The following is a 19,993-nucleotide window of genomic DNA, read 5'->3' as shown; positions in this document are numbered from 1 at the left end:
GATGCCTCCACCCATGCCTGGACCCTGTCCATCGCTGCAACTCAAGCCCAACTCGGTGCTACCGGCTGGGATGGCCTGGTGCATCAGTGATGGCTATGTCCGCCAGGTCACCTGGAATGAAGACACCGAGCTGATCACGCTGATGCTCTGGGGGCCCGGAGATCTCATACTCGGTAGCCAGGCCACGTTCGAGTGCCGCAATGAAACCACCACAATCTCCCATGTCTCCCTTGAGGGCCATTCGCCAACGGACGTGGAACGGCATGATGCGCTCAAGCGCCAAATCAGCCGCTCGATGGAGATCATGCGCATCAGCCGGATCCGCAAGGCCGATGACCGCCTGCTGACCATGTTGCGCTGGCTGGCCGCCCAGTTCGGGCGGGTCAACAGCCTCGGCCACAGTCTCTCGCTGGAGGACATGAACCTGACCCATCAGGTGATTGCTGAGCTCACCGGCCTCACCCGCGTGACCGTGACCAAAAGTCTGAATAAGTTCAAATCCCTCGCTCAGGCCATCCCGATGGCCAACGGAGATCTGCTGCTCCCTCACCGGGCGGACCCGGATGGCTTCAGACCATGCCGATCTGTGACCGAGAATTCACGGCATCGGCAAGGGCTTCCGCCCGGCTCATCTCCACATGATCGTGGGGCAGCAGGCTATACACCTTCAAACTCCTGAGACGCTTGAGGGTGCTGCCTTCAGCCCCCACCACATCAACATTGAGTTCCTTTTCCAGGGCTTCCTTGACGGCGTTCTCCAGGGCCAGCGAGGCTGTCATGCCCATGTGTGAGACCTCACTGAGATCAGCGACGATCGCCTCACACTCCTACATGGCATTGTGCTCTCGGGAGATGGTCTTGGCCAGACTTAAGTTCATCTTCATCGGACCGATCTACTGGAACAGCAGCACCTTGCCACCTCCTTGATCCAGCAGTGCCTTCTCGTTCTCCGGCAGATTGAGATCGTCATCGGCGGTGCTGATCACCTTCACCGACTTGGTTTCGAGTGTGCTCATCTTCTCGATCGTGAGAATGTTGGCCACAAAGATGCCCACCGCCGCAATCAGATCTACCAGCATGGTGAGCAGGATCACCCCATGCATGATCACTGCCCCCTTGATCGAGACGTGGTGGGCGCGGCGCAGGAAGCTCCAGTCGATGATGTCGATGCGCACCTTGAGGGCAATGCCGGCCAGCACCGCCATCGGGATCGAGGCCGCCAGGCCTGAGGCTCCCAGAATCACCACCATCAGCACCAGGGCATCGATCACCATCAGCTGAAACAGGCCGGGCTCAAAGTGGGGCATCCCCAGCTGGGGGGAATCCGCTGGGGATTTCGCCGATGCGGCGGAGGCCCTCCAGCTCAGCGCCTCGGCCGCCATTGAGCAGCGTGAGCGAGGGCACGGTGCCGATCACCAGCGCCACCAACAGGGGAGGCACAAGACACTTCACCTGGGAGGGCGTGAACCAGATGATCGCCGCTGTCATCACCACCGTCATCGGACCGGTGGGCTCCGAGATCAGGGTGGGAGTGCCGCCGAAGAGAGCGGCGAACAGACCCACCAGCACCGCACCCCATAGGGCAGAAATCGCCCCGGCACCAGAGGCCACGCCAAAGGCAAAGGCCATGAGCAGGGTCACCACCAGCTGCAGTGACACCGCCAAAGACATCACCGTTGCTGCGTTGTGAACTGATCTGCTTCGACCTGCTCCTAGGACGGGCAACAGCCACACGGTCCCTGCAAGTGATGGGGTAAACCAAAGAGGGAAGCGCATCTCAGGTCAGGACCAGGCCGCTGATGGGACCAGGTTGTGACATCCGATCCAGGCAGTGGCAACACTGACCGCCAGGGCGATTGGACTGATCCGGAGGTGGTCGTTGGCCCACGGAGGCCAGGATCATCAGCACCTGGAGTCAGGGCCTGATTTGGCACGGTTGCAATCACAAGGCAGACTCTGTGGTGTGTCCTGGGGGAGCCCACCATGCTGAGTGTGATCGAGGTGGTGGTGGGCATCCTGCTGCTTTTCGGAGGCGGCGAACTGTTCGTCCAGGGATCGGTGGCTCTGGCCCTGCTGCTGGGTATTCCCCAGCTGGTGATCGGTCTCACGGTTGTGGCGATGGGCACCAGCGCCCCCGAGCTGTTCGTCAGCCTGCTCTCCACGCTGCAGGGCGCAGACGATATTGCAGTGGGCAACGTGGTGGGCAGCAACATCTTCAATGTGCTGGTGGTGCTGGGCATCAGCGCCGTGATCCTGCCCCTGAGGGTGCACAGCCGCTTGATCCGCCGGGATGTACCGGTGCTACTGGCCGTGTCGATGGCGGTCTGGGGCATGGCCTCCGCAGGCCGGGTGACCTGGCAGGCCGGCCTGGCCCTGCTCACCGCCGTGGTGATCAACACCGTCTGGGAAACCCGCACGGCTCGCGAGGAAGGTGAATCTGGTGGAGATGAGATCGATCCATCCGACGCAGAAGGGGGCTACAGACCGGCCCTGATCCGGTTGGCGGCCGGCCTTGCCCTGCTGGTCTGGGGCTCTCAGATCCTTGTTAAGGGGGCTATCGCCATCGCCCTGAGCCTGGGGGTGAGTGAAACACTGATCGGCCTCACGATCGTGGCGGCCGGCACCTCGATGCCTGAACTGGTCACTTCGATCATGGCGGCCCTGAAGGGCAAAGCTGATCTCGCCATCGGCAACGTGGTGGGCAGCAACCTGCTCAACCAGTTGGTGATCCTTGGTGGCTGTGCCTTCATCTCAGGATCGCGCGGCCTGAATGTCGACCCGGTCATGATCCAACGCGATCTGCCGATCATGGTGGCCACCACCCTGGCCCTGCTTCCCATCTTCTGGACGGGCGGGGTGATTTCCCGGAGAGAGGGGGTACTGCTTGTGGGCCTCTACGGGCTCTACCTGGTGGAACAGATTCTTCCTCTCACCATTCCAGCCCTGGCCTCACCCCTGCGTTCCTTCACCCTGGTGGTGGTGCTTCCGGTGCTGGTGCTCCTGCTAGCGGTTCAGATCTGGCGGCATTGGCGACAGACCGCCGTTCAGGCCAGGCAGGCCAATTGATCTTCACCGCCTGAGGGTGCGAGGGTGCCCGCAGTTCCCGTGTCGTCCATGGCGTCGATTTTTGCTGACAGCAGCCTGAGCATCGGTCGCACCCCCCTGGTGAAGCTGAACCGGGTGGTCGGTGATAGCCGCGCCACCGTTCTGGCCAAGATCGAAGGTCGCAACCCCGCCTATTCAGTCAAGTGCCGCATCGGCGCCGCCATGATCTGGCAGGCGGAGAAGGATGGATTGCTCGGTCCTGGCAAGGAGCTGATCGAGCCCACCAGCGGTAACACCGGCATCGCCCTGGCCTTCGTGGCCGCCTCCCGGGGGATCCCCCTCACCCTGACGATGCCGGAGTCGATGAGCCTGGAGCGGCGCAAGCTGCTCACTGCCTACGGCGCCAGGCTCGTACTCACCGAGGGCAAACTCGGCATGACCGGTGCCGTGGGCCGGGCCCATGAGATCGCCGCTTCCGATCCCGAGCGCTACGTGCTGCTGCAGCAGTTCGCCAACCCGGCCAACCCCCAGATCCACCACGACACCACCGGCCCGGAAATCTGGGACGACACCGATGGCCAGGTGGATGTGCTGGTGGCGGGGGTGGGCACCGGCGGCACCATCAGCGGCGTTAGCCGCTACTTCAAGACCACCCGGGGCCAGGCCCTGGTCTCGGTGGCGGTGGAGCCGCTGAACAGCCCGGTGATCGCCCAGGCCAGGGCTGGTGAGCCGCCCCAGCCGGGGCCGCACAAGATCCAGGGGATCGGTGCCGGCTTCGTGCCGCAGAACCTCGACCTCAACCTGGTGGACCGGGTGGAGTCCGTGAGCGACCAGGAAGCCGTGGCTATGGCCAGGCGACTGATGCGTGAGGAGGGAATCCTGGCGGGTATCTCCTGCGGGGCCGCCACCGTGGCTGCCCTGCGGCTGGCGGCCGAGGAGGCCTTCGCCGGCAAGACGATCGTGGTGGTCCTGCCCGACTCCGGGGAGCGTTACCTCAGCTCGGTGCTGTTCGAGGGGGTCTTTGATGCCGCCGGTCTGGCCCCGGTTGAGGGCTAATCGCGCCACCAGCGCCAGGCCTCCCAGTTGATCAGCAGTCCGATCAGCACCAGCACCAGCATCAGGGCCACCTGATCCGCGCGCGAATCGGGCACCAGGATGTCGGCTGCCAGGTGCGGCACATTCGTGACCGTGTATACCACGCTCAGCCAGAAATGTGGCCGCCGCCAGCCCTGCCAGCGCTGGGGACGCTGGGGGTCACTGGCGCTGTAGGCCAGCAACACCAGGGCCGCCACCGGCACGAGGAAGTAGATCATCATTCCGCTGAACAGCAGCGGCAGCTGCGGCTGGCTCATATGGCTCTCGATCTCCGGTGAGAGACCGTGGAACAGGGGCATCAGGCCCAGATCCACGTGAAAGAGCATGCACAGCAGCCAGGCCAGCCACAGGGCCCGCAGGCGCAGGGCGCGATCGATCGGTACGGTCATGGCAAGCAACGGCTGCGCAGGGCGCCGGACCAGCAGGCCTGGGGGCCCAGCGGCCAGCTCCGAAGTCAGTCTGAACCTCGACAGAGCGACACGCCAGAGCTCCTTCCGGCGGCGCGACTCACTGCCCCTAAGGTCGGGTCAAGCTCAAGATCCACTTCCATGCGAGAAGGCCCTGGCGCGGGACCTGAACCTGGGGCCGAGCGCGATCCACGGGTGATCCGGCGTCTGATGCCACTCTGGGAATGGCTCTACCGCCACTATTTCCGGGTGAGCACCAGTGGCTGGGAGCAGATCCCAGGCGCAGGCCAGATGCTGCTGGTGGGATCCCACAACGGCGGGCTGGCCAGCCCCGATCTGCCGATGCTGATGCTCGACTGGTTCCGGCGCTACGGCCTGGAGCGACGGGTGTATGGCCTGGCCCACCCCAAGGTGTGGCAGGTGTTTCCCCAGGCGGCGCACCTGGCGGCCCAGACCGGGGCGATCCCCTATTACCCGCGGGGGGCGATGGCCGTTCTGGAGCGGGGCGACAGCCTGCTGGTGTTCCCCGGCGGCGGCCAGGATGCCTTCCGGCCTCACCGCAAGCGCCAGAGCATTGAGTTCATGGGACGCACCGGCTTCATCCGGCTGGCCCTCTGGCATGACGTACCGATCGTGCCGTTGATCTCCTGGGGCAGCCACGACACCCTGGTCGTGCTCGAAGACTGCTACAAGCCGATGAAGCGCTGGCATGAGCGCGGCCTGCCCTGGCTCTTCGGCATCGACCCGGAGGTGTTTCCCCTCTATCTCGGCCTGCCCTGGGGTCTTGCCGTGGGCCCACTGCCCAACCTGCCCCTGCCGGCTCGGATCCACACCCGGGTCTGCCGGCCGATCCGCTTCGAGCGCAGCGGCCATGCCGCCAGCCGCGACCGCGACTACGTGCAGAGCTGCTACGCCCGGGTGGTGGCGGAGATGCAGCAGCAGCTCGATGAGCTGGCCCGCAGCAGCGGCGGCTGATCAGCTGGCGGCTGGTTCGCCTTTGTAGGCCAGTCCGAGGGCCTTGGCCAGGGGCTTGAAGGGCTTGAGATAGCGGCTCTCGTGGGGTTGCCCCTTGAGCATCCGGTTCCAGTAGATCCAGGGCAGGCCCTTGGTCTTCATCAGCCACATGCTCCAGCGCTCGCGGGTTGGGTCGATCTGGAAGGAGCTCACGGGCTGGAGGTCGTAGTCGAACTCCGCCATCACCACCCTGCCGTAGCCGGTGATCAGTGGGCAGACGCTGTAGCCGTCGTAGCGAGCCTGCAGCGGTTTGCCGTCCAGCTGGGACAGCAGATTGGCCACCAGCACCGGTGCCTCGCCCCGCACCGCACCGGCGGTTTTGGAGGTGGGCAGCGACGACACATCTCCCAGGGAGAAGACATTGGGATAACGCACGTGCTGGGTGCTGAACTTGTCAACCTCCACCCAGCCCCCGGGGGCATTGGTGGCCAGCGGGCTCTGGGCAATCAGTTCCGGCGCCGACATCGGTGGCACCGCATGGATCATTGAGAAGGGAATCTCCGTGCTGGAGGTGTTCCCCTCTGCGTCACTGACCTCAAAGACCGCCACTTGCTCCTCGGCCCTGATCTCCCTGAGGTTGTGGCGCAGCAGCACCTGAATGCCCCGCTGCTCCACCACCTTCTTCAACACCCGGGCATAGACCGGAACACCGAAGAGGCCGGGACCGGCGGTGGCGAAGATCACCTGGGTGTTCACCCCCACGCCGCTGGTGGCCTTGAAGATGTCGTCGGCCATGTACATGATCTTCTGCGGGGCCCCGGCGCACTTGATCGGCGTGTCGGGGAAGGTGAAGATCGCGGTGCCGCCCTTGAACGCTCGAATGGTCTCCCAGGTGTAGGGGAGGTGCTCCTTGGAGTAGTTGCTGGTGACTCCATGGCGGCCGAGGGCTTGCTCGAGCCCCTTCACCCGCTCCCAGCGCAGCTGCAGGCCGGTGGCCACCACCAGGGCGTCGTAACTGATGGCCTCGCCGGTGCTGGTGATCACCCGGTTGGACTCCGGCTCAAAACCAGCGGCGGCGGCGCGGATCCAGGTGCAGCCGGCGGGAATCAGCCCGGCCTCATCGCGGCGGGTCTGCTCCTGGGTCATCACCCCACCGCCCACCAGGGTCCAGCCGGGCTGGTAGTAGTGATCGCTGCTGGGCTCAAGGATGGCCACGTCAAGGCCGCTGCGGGCCAGCAGCAACTGGCTTGCCACCGTGATCCCCGCCGCGCCGCCGCCGACGATCAGGATCTGGTGGTGCTGCGACGGGCTCGACGAACTCATGACATCTGATCTCACCATTCCTGTCTAGGGCGCGCAGGGGCTGCTCGACAACGGCACTGGAGTGGTCCCCGCTGGGCGCAGGCCCACGACCCTGAGGCCACCCACTCAGCTGTGGGCGGAGACCGCGAACAGGAGCTGATTGCGGCGCATCAGCTCACGCAGCAGCGCCAGCTGCCAGTGCAGCGGATCCAGCGCCGCCGCCAGCGTTTCGCCATGGTGGCTGAGGGTGTTGGCCTGCAGACGCAATTGCAGCAGGTCATGTTCCAGCCGGGTTCGCAGCTGGGGGTTGGAGCAGCTCCTGAGCGCCTGGAGAGCCCCGCGACTGCGCACCCCGAGGCACCAGCAGAGGCGGTTGAGGGCGGCCAGATCCGTTGGCATGCCGCCAGGGCAGCGGCAATCCTCAGACATGGGATGAAGAGTTAAGAGTTATCAAGCTTTGCTGACCCCGAGCCTACGGGGTCTGGCAGCCGGTTCAGCAGGCCGCTGGGGGGCGGGCTGCCCTGGCGAAAAACACAGCTGTCTTTGTAAGCTGAGCCGAAGCGAGAGACTCCATGGTGATCAGCAATACGACCAGCGCCACCAGCCTGAATCCACTGCCGCTGCTGCCAAGGCGGCCCGTGGCCCAGGAGATGGAGGCCGAATTGCACCAAGGCCTCTGCAACCATCTGCAGATGGAGTTGATGGCCAGTTATACTTACTTCTCCTTGGCTGTGTGGTTCACCCAGCGGGAATTGAATGGTTTTGCCGCCTTCGCCACGGCTGAATCCGATGGCGAGCGTGCCCATGCCGGCCTTTTCGTTGATTACCTGGTGGCTCGCTCCCAGCCGGTAGAGCTGTCCGCTTTGCCCCAGCCCCGGCAGACCTGGACCCACGTGGAGGATGTGCTGATGTCCGCCTTCGAGATGGAAGCGGAGGTCACCACATCGCTGCAGCAGCTCTACAGCCTGGCGGAGCGCTGCGGCGACTACCGCAGTTCGATCTTTCTCGATCCGATGATCAAGAGCCAGGTGGATGCTGAAAGTGAAGTGGCCCATCTACTGGCCCAGGTGCGGCATTGCGGCACCGATTTTGGCGCCCTGATGATCCTGGATCAATCCCTGGCCGCAGCTGCCGCTGCCGGGGTGGCCTGAGGCTGAGGGGGAGATCAGTCGCGGCCACAGCGGCAGCGACCCCCCTTCCAGTTGGAGCACTTCTTGGCTTTGCAGCCTTTCCCCTTCGACTTGGCCACGGTCATCACCGGGCAGGTCGCCCGCTCAAGGCAGGCTTCGATCCAGGGGCAACTTTCGTTCACAGGATGACGGGATGGGTGAAAAATCCTGGAACCATCCAAGCGCTTCCAGGCTGGGCCCTGGGAGCAGGAGTGACCAGATCGTGTGATCAATGTTACTCAGGCTCTCCGGCGAGGGGACTCCCCCACCAGGACAAGACTTCCTGTCCCGGCGGCAGACCCCGCAGCGGCATCGAGGGGCAGGTCGAGGCAGTAGCCGATGCCGTAGATCGTTTTGATGTGAACCGGCCTGTGGGGATCTGGCTCCAGCTTTGCGCGCAGGTGGCGGACGTGGGTGCGGATGGATTCCACATCGTTGTCAGGCCCGTAGCCCCAGATCTCGCGAAGCAGCACCGCCCAGGGCACCACCTGACCATGGCGTTGCAGCAGGCAGTGCAGCAGTTCGAATTCGGTGCGGGTCAGCCGCACCGGCTCCCCATGCCAGAGGGCTTCGCAGCTCTCCGGCACCAGGGTGAGGGGGCCGTAGCGGAGCACTTCAACAGCCCGCAGTTGCTGCGGTGTGCTGGCACGGACCCGCAGCAGCGCCTGGAGTCGGGCCAGCAGTTCCTCCGAGGCGTAGGGCTTGGTCAGATAGTCGTCAGCACCGGTGGTGAAGCCCCGCACCTTGTCGCCGAGGCTGGCCAGGGCCGTGAGCAGCAGGATGGGGGTTCGACTGCTGCGCTGATCCCGCCGCAAGCGCTGCAGAACGCTTAGGCCATCGAGGCCCGGCAGCAACAGATCCATCACGATCAGCTGGGGATTGAGCTGCCGGGCCAGGGCTAGTCCCTGGGGACCATCCTCCGCCTCCGCCACCTGGAAGCCAGCCTCCAGCAACTGGGTGGCCAGGCGATCACGGCCGATCCGATCCTGGTCGATGAGCAGAACGAGAGCGGGCATCGCTGACAACAGTGCGTGATCTAGGCAACAGCTTGAACGTAATCAATTTTGCCGCTGTTTCCATCCACTGACAGCCTTGAAACCTCCACCCAACAGGACTGGGCTCAGTCAGGCAGCGTCACGAACTCCTCCGCCACGGTGGGATGGAGGGCCATGGTGCGATCGAAGTCGGCCTTGGTGGCCCCCATGCCAATGGCGATCGCCGCCATCTGAATGATCTCGGCCGCGTGTTCGCCCACCATGTGGCAGCCCAGCACGCGGCCCGAGGCCACCTCCACCACCAGCTTCAGCAGGCAGCGGGGGCCACGCTGGGGCAGTGCCTGGGCCATGGAGCGGAAGCGAGCCCGGTACAGACGCACCCCCTCAGCACCGAGCCGGGCCACGGCCTTCTCCTCACTCAGGCCCACCGTGGCCAGCTCCGGCTGGCTGAACACCGCACTGGCCACCAGGTCGTGCTCCACCTGGCGGGGCCGCCCGCCGTAGACGCTGTCGGCGAAGGCCCGACCTTCATCCACCGCCACCGGGGTGAGGTTGACGCGGTCGGTGACATCGCCCACCGCAAAGATGTGGGGCACGTTGGTGCGCTGGTCGGCATCCACCGGGATGCGGCCGCCCTCCACCACCACGCCCGCCGCCGCCAGGTCGAGGCCGGCCAGGAAGGGCTGACGCCCTGTGGCCAGGAGCACGCCGCCACAGCGCTCCTGGCGACCCTGACAGGTGCTGGCGATCAGATCACCGGCCTCAGCGGTGATGGCGGTGAGGGTCTGGGCGAAGTGAAGGGTGATGCCATCGGCCTCCATGCCCTCGTGCACCGCCGCACTCAGTTCCCGATCGAAGCCCCGCAGCAGATGATCCCCGCGCACGAACTGATCCACTTCCACCCCCAGGCCGCGCAGGATGCAGGCGAATTCACAGGCAATGAAGCCGCCTCCCACGATCAGCACCCGCTGGGGCAGGCGCTCCAGCAGAAACATGTCATCACTGATCCAGCCCAGCTCGGCTCCGGGAATCGAGGGACGGTGCGGGCGACCTCCCGTGGCGATCAGCAGGCGTTCACCGCGCAGCAGGCGCCGATGGTCATCCGAGCGGCCATCCGAACTGTCAGTCGCGTGGCCTGGGGCTCCGCCCACTTCCACGTGATGGGCGTCCAGACAGCGGCCCCAGCCCCTCACCAGCTCCACCCCGGCGCGCTCGAGAAAGCCGATGTGCAAGTTATTGAGACGATCCACCTCGACGCGCACCGCCGCCAACAGCCGCGATGGATCGCAGTGGCTCTGGCCCACGCTCCAGCCGTAACTGGCGGCATCGGCCAGCAGGTGCCGATAGGCCGAGCCGTACACCAGCAGTTTCTTGGGCACGCAACCGCGGATCACGCAGGTGCCTCCCACCCGGTCCCCCTCGATCACCGCGACCCTGGCCCCATGGCTGGCGGCACGCTTGGCGGCAGCCAGTCCCCCGGATCCCGCGCCGATCACCACCAGATCGAAACGATCGTGATCAGCAACGGAGAGGGCCTCAGAGCTGGGGGCAGGATCAGCGATGGTGGTCAAGGCGGGAGCTGCTGCACTGCCCTCAGGATGATCGATCGGTTGCCATGCAGGCATCACAGCTCGCCAAGGTGGTGGCAAACTTGGAGCGATGAATCAGGCGGGGCGCCCGTCAGCAGCCGCGATGTTCAACGCCACCCGGTTGATGATCGCCGACGTGCAGCAACGTCTGATCACCACCTACCGAGCCTCCTACGGCACGCTCAAGCGGGAATACGAGGAGATCATCTCCTGGGCGGCTTCGATGGCGCTGGAGAACATCGCCACCGGTGACGCCCTCTACCACGATGTCGAGCACACGATCCTGGTCACCCTGGTGGGCCAGCACATGCTCTATGGCAAGCATCTGCGCGAGGGCGGAATCACCCCGGATGCCTGGCTGCATTTCACGATTTCCCACCTCTGCCACGACATCGGCTACATCAAGGGAGTCTGTCGTGATGACAAAGGGGGTCAGTACGCCAGTGGGCTCAACGGTGAATTGGTGAGTCTCAAGGAAGGGGCCACCTGTGCCTCTCTCACGCCCTATCACATTGACCGCGGCAAACTGTTCATCGAAGAGCGTTTCGGGGGCCATGGGCTGATCGACGCTGACGCGATCAAGCGCAACATTGAGCTCACCCGCTTTCCCGTTCCCGCCTCCACCGATCACCAGTGCACCACCCACATGCCCGGTCTGTTGCGGGCCTCCGATCTGATCGGCCAGCTGAGTGATCCCCGCTACCTCAACAAGATTCCGGCCCTGTTCTGGGAGTTCGAGGAAACCGGCGTGAACAAGGCCCTGGGCTGTGAAAATCCCGGCCAGTTGCTCAAGGCCTACCCCACCTTCTACTGGGGTCAGGTGTTCCCTTACATCAAGGCTTCCATCCCCTACCTGGAACTCACCCAGGCCGGCAAAGACATCCTCGCCAATCTCTACGGCAATATTTTCATGGTGGAGCACGAACTGCTGGAGATTCCCTGAAGGAACGAGAGAGTGATCCATCCAGCGACCCATCCAGCCTGGGCTGGTCCAAAGGGTGACGCGGCTCAGGCCGTCATCAGGTCGTAGCTCACGCCAGGGCGCGGATCAATCAACCGGGAGCCTGCCGCCGCAACCTCAGTCGCCTCCTCGATGCTGCCCTTCTGCCAGAGGATGCGGGTCAGTGCACCCGCGTAGCGCACATCACCACCGCTGGTGCTGGCCAGCACCACCCGGGGCTGGAAACGTTCCAGCAGCTGGGGCAGCACCTGCCTCCCCTTGACGAAGGCCCCCACCAGGGGCAAGCCCAGATCCAGCACCGGGGTGATCACCGCATCCAGCGGCTGAGCCGGCAGCTCAGGCGAGAGGAAGCCATGGGGTTCCACGTAAAGGCTGCCGGCAGGATGGCGCAGCAGATAGCCGTTCTCCACCTGAGGCACCGGAGCGCCAGCGCTGGCCATGATCGTCAGCTCGCCGTGCTCAAACCGCTCACCGGGAGCAAGGCTGTGCACTGTCTGAAAGCCCAGGTCGCTGGCTCTGGTGGCCGCACCCGCCGAGCCCACCACCGGCAAGCTGGAATCCAGCAGCGCCAGGGTCGCTGGATGGCAGTGGTCCGGAAGTCCCTGGGTGAGCAGCAGCAGATCGATCCCTTCGGGCACTGGCCAGGGCTGGTTCAGCTCGGCGCGAAAGAACCAGGGACCAGGGGGGAACTCCAGTGGTCCGCTCAGCCAGGGATCCAGCAGAACTCGGCAGCCTCCAAAATCCAGCAGCCAGCCATTGGCACCGAAGTAAGTGGCCTGCAATGCCATGGCTTCAGGGCTCGGATCCGACTGCGGGCCCAGACCCTAAGCCGCGTTGAGGAGCAACCGTGGCTGGCGTTCGCCGCTGCAGAGCCGCCAGAGCATCACCCCCATCGTGCCGGCACGTACCAGGCTGACAACCGCCAGGCCAACGCAGAGCGGGCAGTGGGCAAGACCCATGAAAAACGCTCGTTGAAAAACTGTGTCGTGGCTTCAGCCTGACAGTCCTCAGGCGCCTGTGGGGTCGGGCTGCTGAAATACCACTCCAAGTGACACTCCCACCAGGGACCAGGCGGGCCCCGTGCTGCGGCTGAGCGAACTCAAGCTCCCCCTTGATCACACCGACGACGAACTCCGTCAGGCGGTGCTGAAGCGGCTCGCGCTTCCGGCCCATGCTCTGCGGGGCCTGAAGCTGGTGAGGCGCAGCGTGGATGCCCGCCGCAAGGACGCCATCCGCTTCAGCTACAGCCTCGATCTTGACGTGGCCGATCCCAAGGGACTACTGCAGCGCTGGCGCCAGGACCCCCATCTGCGGCCGTCCCCCGACACCACCTATCGCTTCGTGGCCGAACTGGAGCCTGGAGCGGCGCGGAGACCTGAGCGCCCGATCGTGGTCGGCGCCGGGCCCTGCGGCTATTTCGCCGCACTCCTGCTTGCCCAGATGGGGCTCCGGCCCCTGCTGCTGGAGCGAGGCAAACCGATCAAGGAGCGAACGGCCGACACTTTCGGTTTCTGGAAGGGCCAGCGGCCTTTCGATCCGCACTCGAACGTGCAATTTGGCGAGGGCGGAGCCGGCACCTTCTCCGACGGCAAGCTCTACAGCCAGGTACAGGACCCCCGCCACCTGGGCCGCAAGGTGCTGGAGGAGCTGGTGGCCTGCGGGGCCAATCCCGAGATCCTCACCCTGCATCATCCACACATCGGCACCTTCAAGCTGGCCACGGTGGTGCGAGGCCTGCGCAGCCGCATCGAAGCCCTCGGCGGGGAGATCCGCTTCGGCAGCGAGGTGGTGCGCCTGGACACGGAGGTCGACTCTGGCGGGCAAAGGGTCTGCGGCGTGGTGCTCGCCGATAGCTCCTGCCTGGCGTCCCGCCATGTGGTGCTGGCGGTGGGCCACAGCGCCCGCGACACCTTCGCCAGCCTCCAGCGCGACGGGGTACGCCTGGAGCCCAAGCCCTTCTCGATCGGGGTGCGCCTGGAGCATCCCCAGTCCTTGATCGATGCGGCCCGCTGGGGGGCCTGCGCCGGCCATCCCCGGCTGGGGGCGGCGGAATACAAGCTGGTGCATCACCTCGGCAATGGCCGCAGCGTTTACAGCTTCTGCATGTGCCCCGGCGGCCTGGTGGTGGCCGCCGCCTCCGAGCCCGGACACCTGGTGACCAATGGCATGAGTCAGCACTCCCGCAACGAGCGCAATGCCAACAGCGGCATCGTCGTGGGCCTGGAGCTGGAAGATCTGCTCCCCTACGGCCAGGGCCCTGACGATCCCCTCGCCGGCGTGGCCTTCCAGCGCCACTGGGAGGCGAAGGCCTTTGCCCTGGGCGGCGGCAACTACAGAGCCCCTGTCCAGCGGCTTGATGATTTTCTCTCGGGCCGGGGGCTGAGCCGGCCACCGGGCACGATCCAGCCCTCCTACGCCCCGGGCACCACCCCGGCTGATCTGAGCGCCTGCTTGCCGGAGTTCGCCGTGCTGGCCCTGCGCGAGGCAATCCCGGCCTTCGAGCGCAGCATTCCCGGCTACGCCATGGCCGAGGCCCTGCTCACCGGCGTCGAGACGCGCACCTCCTCACCCGTGAGGATTCCGCGAGGGCCGGACCTGCAGAGCGTGAACACCCGTGGCCTGTACCCGGCAGGAGAAGGGGCCGGCTATGCCGGTGGCATTCTCTCAGCGGGCATCGATGGCATCCGGGTGGCGGAGGCAGTGGCCTGCAGCCTGCTCAGCCCTGGGCCACAATGCCGCTCCATTGAACCGCCTTGACCTGATCGCGGCGCCAGGAGTGAAACAGCATCGGCTCCGCCACCGTGCACAGAGGGCAAAGGCTGAGCTGCTCGGGCCCAAGTCCGGCGTTGAGCAGCTGGGTATGGGCGGCCAGGCGGATATCGAGGCGGTAGCGATCCCCAGGTGAGTCGGGCGAATCATCGGGCTTCAGGGCTCCGGCCGCCATCAGGCTCTGGGCGGGATCTTCCCCCGGGGCGCAGCAGGCTTTGCCCACCTGCAGGGCCACATCCAGTTGCACTTGGTAGGCCTCACCACGGACGGCAGGGCCCAGGGCCACCAGCAGATCACGGCGCTGGCTGCCTGAGCGCTCCAGCGCTTCGATCGCAGCCGGCAGGATCCGGCCTGCCACCCCGCGCCAGCCGGCATGGCAGGCCGCCACCGAGCCCCGGGCCCGATCGGCGATCAGCACCGGGGTGCAGTCGGCGCCGCAGACCCACAGCGACTGGCCAGCGGCATCGCTCACCAGCCCATCGCCCTCCGGCCAGGGTTCAGCGATCGCCTCCGTGGCCGCCAGCACCAGGGGGCTGTGGATCTGGCGGGTGCGGTGCACCGAGACACCGGCGCTGAGGGCGGCCGCCAGTTCCTGGGGACCGCGCCCACTCCACTGGCGGGTGAAGAAGCCGTGTTCGAACTCTGAGAGCCGATCGCACTGGAGGAAGTAGCCGCCATAGGTGCCCACCCAGGTCCAGCCATCGAGGGCGTTGAAGCCCTGATCGAAGCGATCGAAAGGCGGATCGACGGCTTCAGCCACGGAACGGCGTGCTCAGCAATCGAGCATGTCGCGCAGGAGCCAGAAGCCATCGAAACGCTCGGATTGCGCCTCGCTCTGCACGGCGATGAACTGCAGACCAGCGGCGGCCGTGCGGGCGGCGGCGAAGGCTTCGGTCACCTCGCTTGCTTCGGTTTTGGCCAAGGTTGCCAGCCGCCAGCGGTCTTCAAGGCCAGCTTCGAGCACCAGATTGGCACCTTCCATCTCCAGGCGGGCAGGCTCAAGGCCCGCGATCCAGCCGGCAATGGCCAGGGAGCGGGTGCGGCTGAACAGGCGCAGGCCCGGCACCACCAGCTCATCGGGCAGTTCATCGGGCAGGGGAAACAGCCCTTCAAAGCCGATCTCCCACTCTGGCGCTTCACGCAGGGCGCCAAGGGGCAGCGAGACCCAGTCCCAGGAATCGCCCCGGGCCGCCTCCGGCAGGGGCAGGGGCAGCGAGCGCATCGGCAACGGCGGCGGCGCCAGGGGGCCGGCCATGTAGCCCTCCTCGGCGGGGTACACCTCCCGTTCCCGTTCACTCAGCCATTCCACCAAGGCATAACAGCGTCGGCTGGGGATCACCTCAAGGCCGATGGTCTCAGCGGCCCGCTGCACCATGGTGCGCATCGTCGCCCGCCAGCAGCGCAGCCGCCGCGGAGCCCCCAGACCCTGCTCCGCTGCTGCCAGCAGCGCCTCGTTGAGGGCTCCCTGCAGCCACACCGAATTGACCGTGTTGGCCGGACAGTTCTTCGCCCAGCGAAAGGGCGCTTGGCCGCTGTCTTTGGCGGGGGTGGCCGTGATCAGCAGGTCCCAGCGCTTCTTGCCGCCGGGATCGAGCACCGGACGGGAAAAGAAATCCAGTTCCCAGTCGAGGGAGAGCTGGGTGCCAGGGGCTGGAGGGGCGGCCTGATTCATCCCGCCTCCTGCTCGTGCTGACGCAGCAGCAGGCGTGCCCGGTTGGCCCGGTCCTCCGCTTCGGCCATCACCGTCTCCTTGGCCGTGAGCAGCTCACCGGGCTGGGTTTCGAGCAGGGCGGTGTTGAGGGCGATCCGGCCGCGGGAGGGATCGATCTGGGTGACCAGGGCCTTGAGCCGCTCCCCTTGGCTGAAGGCCTCACGGATGTCGCGCAGGTGAACACCGGTGATCGACGACTGGTGCAGCAATCCGCTCACCCCGCCGAGGTCCACGAAGAAGCCATAGGGCTTCACCGACACCACCTGACCATCCACGAGCTGCCCCACCTCCAGCCCCGCCAGCAGGGAGGCACTGGCGGCCCGCTTCTCGGAGAGCACAAGCTTGCGGGTGTCCGCGTTGACCTCCAGGAAGGCCACGGCAAAGGAGGTGCCCACCAGCTGCTCGTGGTTCTCGCCGTTCAGGAGCTGGGAGCGGGGGATGAACCCCCTGAGGCCTTCCAGGTCACAGGTGACGCCACCGCGGTTGAAGCCACTCACCTTCACCTGCACCACCTTGCCGGCGGCCTCCAGTTGCTTCAGCCTGTCCCAGCTCTGGCGCAGGGCCAAGGCGCGGGCACTGATCGTGACCATGCCATCGGCGTTCTGCTCGCGGGTGACCAGCACCTCCACGGGCTGACCCTTGGGAAAGCGTTCCTTGAGGTTGCCGATCACCCCGAGGCCTGCCTCTGCCTTGGGCATGAAGCCCGGCGCCTTGCCGCCGATGTCGATGTAGACCCCATCGCTCTCGGCGCTGATCACGGTGCCGGTGACCACATCGCCGGTGGCCCCCACGGGCTCATTCTCGTCGAGCGCGGCGAGGAAGGCGTCCTCGTCGAAGTCGAAGTCGTCGACGGTGCGGGCCGGCCGCGAGGACGTGGTGGCAGCGGCAGGGGCACTGCCGGCGGAGCGGCTGGAGCGGCCCTGACGGGAGGGGCCATCAGCCGCCCCCATCAGGTCAGCCATGGTCATGCCCTCAAGGCTGGCCGTTTCGAAGCGTTCGTCATCGTCGGCCCTGGCTGCGGCGGGCTGGGGAGCCGTCGCCTCAGCCGGCACAGCGCCGGCCACCGACGACACCTTCTCCTCCTCGTCCTTGCGACTGAGATACATCAACTGAGGCGGCTTGCGCAACGGCGCCTCTGCCCTGGTGGGAGCGGCCGGCTTGGGGCGGGGGCCTGCGGGAGGAACGGGACGCTGCGATCCAGCCATGGCCCAGGTTGATCTGACAGCACCACACTGTAAGGATCAGCCCGTGGAGCGGATGGGGACACCTGCCAAGCACGCCTTCGAAGGGCTCAGCTGGATCGCCGCCCAGGAGGCCGCCTCCCGGCCGGGGAGCACGGTGATCTGGCCGTTCGGGGCGGTGGAGCAACACGGTCCGCAGCTGCCCCTGGGCACTGATTCCATTTTCGCTGAACGGGTGCTTGAGGCCGTGCTGGAGCGGTTGCCTGCGGAACTGCCGATCTGGCGGCTGCCGCTGTTCCAGCTGGGCTTTTCCCCCGAGCATGGCGCCTTCCCCGGCACCCTCAGCCTGCCGGCGGAGGTGCTGCTGCAGGTGGTGATGGCCATAGGGGCCGACCTGGCCCGGGCAGGGTTCCAGCGCCTCGTGCTCTTCAACGCCCACGGCGGCCAGATCGCCCTGCTGCAGGTGGCGGCGCGGCAGCTCAGGGCTGCCCATCCCCGCCTGGCAGTGATGCCCTGTTTCCTCTGGAGTGGGCCGCCGGGGGTGGCCGCGCTAGTGCCGGAGCCGGAGCGCAGCGAGGGGCTGCATGCGGCCCTGGCCGAAACGAGCCTGATGCTGCATCTGGCCCCCGACCTGGTGGGGCCCCAGCGGCCCAGGGGAGGTCAACTGGATCCGCCGCCGCCGCCGGGCTGGAGCCTGGAGGGGGCTGTTCCCACCGCCTGGCTGACCGCTGATCTCTCCGCCAGTGGCGTGGTGGGAGATGCTCGTGGGGCTGATGCGGCACTGGGGGAAGCCCTGTACACAGCCCTGGTGGATGGCTGGGTGACGCTGCTGGGGGATCTGCTCACCAGCAGCTGGCCACCCCGCCCCTGAACCAATCCCGGCCGGCCTGGTTACAGTCGCCATCACTGATCCCTCCGCAGGCGACGCCATGCCCAGCCTTGAGACCACCATCGCCGTCAGCACAGCCGATTCCCCTCTCTCCACCCCTGCTGTTGGCAGCAGCGATGACCAGGACCTGGACCTGCCTGATTTCAGCAGCAGCACCTACAAGGACGCCTACAGCCGCATCAACGCGATCGTGATCGAGGGCGAACAGGAAGCCCACGACAACTACATCTCCCTTGGTGGTCTGATCCCCGACCAGGCGGAAGAGCTGGCGCGGCTGGCCCGCATGGAGCTGAAGCACAAGAAGGGATTCACGGCCTGTGCCAACAATCTCTCGGTGACCGCCGACATGGACTTTGCCAAGGAGTTCTTCTCACCACTCCACGGCAACTTCCAGGCGGCCCTCGCCGAAGGGAAGGTGGTGACCTGCCTGCTGATTCAGGCCATCTTGATTGAGGCTTTCGCCATCTCCGCCTATCACATCTATATTCCTGTTGCTGATCCCTTCGCCCGCAAGATCACCGAAGGTGTGGTCAAGGACGAATACACCCACCTCAATTACGGCCAGGAGTGGCTGAAGGCCAATCTCGAAACCTCCCGGGCTGAGCTGGAGCAGGCCAACCGGGTCAACCTGCCGCTGGTGCGCAAGATGCTGGAGCAGGTGGCTGGTGATGCCGCTGTGCTGCACATGGACCAGGAGGATCTGATGGCCGACTTCATGACTTCTTACCAGGAGGCCCTCATCGACATCGGTTTCACCACCCGGGAAATCGCCAGGATGGCCACCGCCGCTCTGTTGGGCTGAAGCCCATGGCAGGATGTGTCGTCGGCCACAGCCGCCCCCATCTCGCCCCGCCTCAGCTGCATGTTCGGTCTGATTGGTCACTCCACCAGCCTGGAGCAGGCACGGTCCAAGGCCCTTGAGCTGGGCTTTCCCGAGTATGCCGAGGGTGACCTGGACCTCTGGTGCGTGGCTCCACCTCAGTTGGTGGAAACCGTCAGCATCACCAGCCGAACCGGCAAAACCATCGAGGGCGCTTACATCGATTCGGTGTTTGTGCCCGAGATGCTCAGCCGTTTCAAGACCGCCCGGCGCAAGGTGCTCAACGCCATGGAGCTGGCCCAGAAGAGTGGGATCGATATCACCGCCCTGGGTGGATTCACCTCGATCATCTTCGAGAATTTCAACCTTCTCAAAAGCCAGCAGATACGCAGTACCGCCCTGGAGTGGGAGCGGTTCACCACCGGCAACACCCACACCGCCTGGGTGATAGCCCAGCAGGTGGAACTCAATGCACCGGCCCTCGGCATCGATCTGAGCCAGGCCAAGGTGGCGGTGGTGGGGGCCACCGGCGACATCGGCAGTGCTGTCTGCCGCTGGCTGAGCCAAAAGACAGGCGTGGCTGAGCTGCTGCTGGTTGCCCGCCAGCCCCAGCCGCTGCTGGATCTGCAGGCCGAGCTGGGCGGCGGCCGCATCCTCAGCCTGGAGGAGTCCCTGCCCCAAGCCGACGTGGTGGTCTGGGTGGCCAGCCTTCCCCAGGGTTTGAGCATCGAGGCGGACAGCCTCAGATCCCCCTGTCTGATGATTGATGGGGGCTACCCCAAGAATCTCGACACCAAGGTGGCCGGTGGCGGCGTGCACGTGATCAAGGGCGGCATCGTCGAGTTCTGGCAGGACATCGGCTGGCAGATGATGGAGGTGGCTGAGATGGACAATCCCAGGCGCCAGCTCTTCGCCTGCTTCGCCGAAGCGATGCTGCTGGAGTTCGAAGGCCTTCACACCAATTTCAGCTGGGGCCGCAACAACATCACCCTGGCCAACATGGAGCTGATCGGGGCCGCTTCCCTGCGTCACGGCTTCCGCTCCATCGGCCTGAACCAGGTTCCACAGCCCCAGCTGGCGGCCGTGTGATTCACCCTCCCTCCCTC

20 protein-coding genes and 1 pseudogene are annotated in these 19,993 nt (G+C 65.7%); 10 read left to right on the top strand and 11 right to left on the bottom strand.

Annotated features, from left to right (window positions below; genetic code table 11):
* Positions 1–70: 70 nt before the first annotated feature.
* A complete protein-coding gene (locus tag KBY67_RS04500) occupies positions 71–679 on the top strand; it encodes a Crp/Fnr family transcriptional regulator (protein ID WP_255109192.1) in 609 nt (202 codons plus the stop codon).
* On the opposite strand, the pseudogene KBY67_RS04495 reads toward KBY67_RS04500, so the two are convergent.
* Positions 570–1,732 (bottom strand): annotated as a pseudogene (locus KBY67_RS04495) (SulP family inorganic anion transporter). The gene KBY67_RS04500 and the pseudogene KBY67_RS04495 overlap by 110 nt on opposite strands.
* A gap of 251 nt (positions 1,733–1,983) precedes the next feature.
* On the opposite strand from KBY67_RS04495, the gene KBY67_RS04490 reads away from it, so the two are divergent.
* Both KBY67_RS04490 and cysK read left to right on the top strand, forming a co-directional pair.
* Positions 1,984–3,066 carry a calcium/sodium antiporter gene (locus KBY67_RS04490; RefSeq protein ID WP_255109190.1) on the top strand — a complete coding sequence of 361 codons (1,083 nt, stop codon included), beginning with the start codon at positions 1,984–1,986 and terminating at the stop codon, positions 3,064–3,066.
* Positions 3,067–3,114: 48 nt separating this feature from the next.
* Positions 3,115–4,101 (top strand): cysteine synthase A, encoded by a 987-nt coding sequence (cysK, locus tag KBY67_RS04485; protein WP_255109188.1) that lies wholly within the window; start codon positions 3,115–3,117, stop codon positions 4,099–4,101.
* Here cysK and KBY67_RS04480 read toward each other — a convergent pair.
* A complete protein-coding gene (locus KBY67_RS04480) occupies positions 4,098–4,529 on the bottom strand; it encodes a hypothetical protein (protein WP_255109186.1) in 432 nt (143 codons plus the stop codon). The two genes, cysK and KBY67_RS04480, sit on opposite strands and share 4 nt — an antisense overlap.
* A gap of 228 nt (positions 4,530–4,757) precedes the next feature.
* On the opposite strand from KBY67_RS04480, the gene KBY67_RS04475 reads away from it, so the two are divergent.
* A complete protein-coding gene (locus tag KBY67_RS04475) occupies positions 4,758–5,522 on the top strand; it encodes a lysophospholipid acyltransferase family protein (RefSeq protein ID WP_255109184.1) in 765 nt (254 codons plus the stop codon).
* On the opposite strand, the gene KBY67_RS04470 is transcribed toward KBY67_RS04475, so the two are convergent.
* Both KBY67_RS04470 and KBY67_RS04465 read right to left on the bottom strand, forming a co-directional pair.
* Positions 5,523–6,824, bottom strand: coding sequence for an FAD/NAD(P)-binding oxidoreductase (locus KBY67_RS04470; protein ID WP_255109182.1), 1,302 nt, complete (start codon positions 6,822–6,824; stop codon positions 5,523–5,525).
* A gap of 105 nt (positions 6,825–6,929) precedes the next feature.
* Complete coding sequence (locus KBY67_RS04465; RefSeq protein ID WP_255109180.1) at positions 6,930–7,202, bottom strand: hypothetical protein; 273 nt, start codon at positions 7,200–7,202, stop codon at positions 6,930–6,932.
* A 173-nt stretch (positions 7,203–7,375) separates the two neighbouring features.
* Here KBY67_RS04465 and KBY67_RS04460 point away from each other — a divergent pair, with 173 nt between their 5' ends.
* Complete coding sequence (locus KBY67_RS04460; protein WP_255109178.1) at positions 7,376–7,954, top strand: ferritin; 579 nt, start codon at positions 7,376–7,378, stop codon at positions 7,952–7,954.
* Between the two features lie 257 nt (positions 7,955–8,211).
* On the opposite strand, the gene KBY67_RS04455 is transcribed toward KBY67_RS04460, so the two are convergent.
* Positions 8,212–8,988: a response regulator transcription factor gene (locus KBY67_RS04455; RefSeq protein ID WP_255109176.1), complete on the bottom strand. Its 777-nt coding sequence runs from the start codon at positions 8,986–8,988 to the stop codon at positions 8,212–8,214.
* Between the two features lie 104 nt (positions 8,989–9,092).
* On the bottom strand, positions 9,093–10,529 hold the full coding sequence (gorA, locus tag KBY67_RS04450) for a glutathione-disulfide reductase (protein ID WP_255109389.1): 1,437 nt from the start codon (positions 10,527–10,529) through the stop codon (positions 9,093–9,095).
* Positions 10,530–10,659: 130 nt separating this feature from the next.
* Between gorA and KBY67_RS04445 the strand changes: the two genes are divergently transcribed.
* The gene (locus KBY67_RS04445; protein ID WP_255109174.1) at positions 10,660–11,499 is read left to right on the top strand and encodes an Npun_R2479 family HD domain-containing metalloprotein; all 840 of its coding nucleotides are present in this window, start codon (positions 10,660–10,662) and stop codon (positions 11,497–11,499) included.
* Between the two features lie 65 nt (positions 11,500–11,564).
* Here the strand turns inward: KBY67_RS04445 and KBY67_RS04440 are convergent, their stop codons facing one another.
* A complete protein-coding gene (locus tag KBY67_RS04440; RefSeq protein WP_255109172.1) occupies positions 11,565–12,305 on the bottom strand; it encodes an MBL fold metallo-hydrolase in 741 nt (246 codons plus the stop codon).
* A 36-nt stretch (positions 12,306–12,341) separates the two neighbouring features.
* Positions 12,342–12,476 carry a hypothetical protein gene (locus tag KBY67_RS04435; protein WP_255109170.1) on the bottom strand — a complete coding sequence of 45 codons (135 nt, stop codon included), beginning with the start codon at positions 12,474–12,476 and terminating at the stop codon, positions 12,342–12,344.
* A gap of 121 nt (positions 12,477–12,597) precedes the next feature.
* On the opposite strand from KBY67_RS04435, the gene KBY67_RS04430 reads away from it, so the two are divergent.
* A complete protein-coding gene (locus KBY67_RS04430) occupies positions 12,598–14,274 on the top strand; it encodes an NAD(P)/FAD-dependent oxidoreductase (protein WP_255109168.1) in 1,677 nt (558 codons plus the stop codon).
* Here the strand turns inward: KBY67_RS04430 and pgeF are convergent.
* From pgeF to KBY67_RS04415, 3 genes are read right to left on the bottom strand one after another with little or no spacing between them, the layout of a single operon-like run.
* Positions 14,234–15,046 (bottom strand): peptidoglycan editing factor PgeF, encoded by an 813-nt coding sequence (pgeF, locus tag KBY67_RS04425; RefSeq protein WP_255109166.1) that lies wholly within the window; start codon positions 15,044–15,046, stop codon positions 14,234–14,236. The two genes, KBY67_RS04430 and pgeF, sit on opposite strands and share 41 nt — an antisense overlap.
* Positions 15,047–15,058: 12 nt before the next feature.
* Positions 15,059–15,958 (bottom strand): Tab2/Atab2 family RNA-binding protein, encoded by a 900-nt coding sequence (locus KBY67_RS04420; RefSeq protein ID WP_255109164.1) that lies wholly within the window; start codon positions 15,956–15,958, stop codon positions 15,059–15,061.
* Complete coding sequence (locus KBY67_RS04415) at positions 15,955–17,202, bottom strand: S1 RNA-binding domain-containing protein (protein WP_255109162.1); 1,248 nt, start codon at positions 17,200–17,202, stop codon at positions 15,955–15,957. Before KBY67_RS04415 ends, KBY67_RS04420 begins: the two co-directional genes overlap by 4 nt.
* 52 nt (positions 17,203–17,254) lie before the next feature.
* Here KBY67_RS04415 and KBY67_RS04410 point away from each other — a divergent pair, with 52 nt between their 5' ends.
* Genes KBY67_RS04410 through KBY67_RS04400 form a run of 3 tightly spaced genes read left to right on the top strand, consistent with a single transcriptional unit; the run spans position 17,255 to position 19,976 of the window.
* Positions 17,255–18,049, top strand: a complete 795-nt coding sequence (locus KBY67_RS04410; RefSeq protein WP_255109160.1) for a creatininase family protein — start codon at positions 17,255–17,257, stop codon at positions 18,047–18,049.
* A gap of 58 nt (positions 18,050–18,107) precedes the next feature.
* Entirely contained in the window at positions 18,108–18,869 is a 762-nt protein-coding gene (locus KBY67_RS04405; RefSeq protein ID WP_255109158.1) for an aldehyde oxygenase (deformylating), read from the top strand.
* Between the two features lie 60 nt (positions 18,870–18,929).
* Positions 18,930–19,976, top strand: a complete 1,047-nt coding sequence (locus KBY67_RS04400; RefSeq protein ID WP_255109156.1) for a long-chain acyl-[acyl-carrier-protein] reductase — start codon at positions 18,930–18,932, stop codon at positions 19,974–19,976.
* Positions 19,977–19,993: the final 17 nt, after the last annotated feature.

Origin of the sequence: Synechococcus sp. RedBA-s (assembly GCF_024345495.1) — a bacterium.
GTDB lineage: Bacteria > Cyanobacteriota > Cyanobacteriia > PCC-6307 > Cyanobiaceae > Regnicoccus_A.
Note: the sequence above shows the minus strand (reverse complement) of the source record. Positions and strands in the feature narration are given on the sequence as shown.

Excerpts from the sequence above, each read along its gene's own strand:
- KBY67_RS04500 (WP_255109192.1), top strand. The coding sequence starts at position 71 with ATGGCCTGGTGCATCAGTGATGGCTATGTCCGCCAGGTCACCTGGAAT.
- KBY67_RS04490 (WP_255109190.1), top strand. The coding sequence starts at position 1,984 with ATGCTGAGTGTGATCGAGGTGGTGGTGGGCATCCTGCTGCTTTTCGGA.
- cysK (WP_255109188.1), top strand. The coding sequence starts at position 3,115 with ATGGCGTCGATTTTTGCTGACAGCAGCCTGAGCATCGGTCGCACCCCC.
- KBY67_RS04480 (WP_255109186.1), bottom strand. The coding sequence starts at position 4,529 with ATGACCGTACCGATCGATCGCGCCCTGCGCCTGCGGGCCCTGTGGCTG.
- KBY67_RS04475 (WP_255109184.1), top strand. The coding sequence starts at position 4,758 with ATGCCACTCTGGGAATGGCTCTACCGCCACTATTTCCGGGTGAGCACC.
- KBY67_RS04470 (WP_255109182.1), bottom strand. The coding sequence starts at position 6,824 with ATGAGTTCGTCGAGCCCGTCGCAGCACCACCAGATCCTGATCGTCGGC.
- KBY67_RS04465 (WP_255109180.1), bottom strand. The coding sequence starts at position 7,202 with ATGCCAACGGATCTGGCCGCCCTCAACCGCCTCTGCTGGTGCCTCGGG.
- KBY67_RS04460 (WP_255109178.1), top strand. The coding sequence starts at position 7,376 with ATGGTGATCAGCAATACGACCAGCGCCACCAGCCTGAATCCACTGCCG.
- KBY67_RS04455 (WP_255109176.1), bottom strand. The coding sequence starts at position 8,988 with ATGCCCGCTCTCGTTCTGCTCATCGACCAGGATCGGATCGGCCGTGAT.
- KBY67_RS04445 (WP_255109174.1), top strand. The coding sequence starts at position 10,660 with ATGTTCAACGCCACCCGGTTGATGATCGCCGACGTGCAGCAACGTCTG.
- KBY67_RS04440 (WP_255109172.1), bottom strand. The coding sequence starts at position 12,305 with ATGGCATTGCAGGCCACTTACTTCGGTGCCAATGGCTGGCTGCTGGAT.
- KBY67_RS04435 (WP_255109170.1), bottom strand. The coding sequence starts at position 12,476 with ATGGGTCTTGCCCACTGCCCGCTCTGCGTTGGCCTGGCGGTTGTCAGC.
- KBY67_RS04420 (WP_255109164.1), bottom strand. The coding sequence starts at position 15,958 with ATGAATCAGGCCGCCCCTCCAGCCCCTGGCACCCAGCTCTCCCTCGAC.
- KBY67_RS04415 (WP_255109162.1), bottom strand. The coding sequence starts at position 17,202 with ATGGCTGGATCGCAGCGTCCCGTTCCTCCCGCAGGCCCCCGCCCCAAG.
- KBY67_RS04410 (WP_255109160.1), top strand. The coding sequence starts at position 17,255 with ATGGGGACACCTGCCAAGCACGCCTTCGAAGGGCTCAGCTGGATCGCC.
- KBY67_RS04405 (WP_255109158.1), top strand. The coding sequence starts at position 18,108 with ATGCCCAGCCTTGAGACCACCATCGCCGTCAGCACAGCCGATTCCCCT.
- KBY67_RS04400 (WP_255109156.1), top strand. The coding sequence starts at position 18,930 with ATGTTCGGTCTGATTGGTCACTCCACCAGCCTGGAGCAGGCACGGTCC.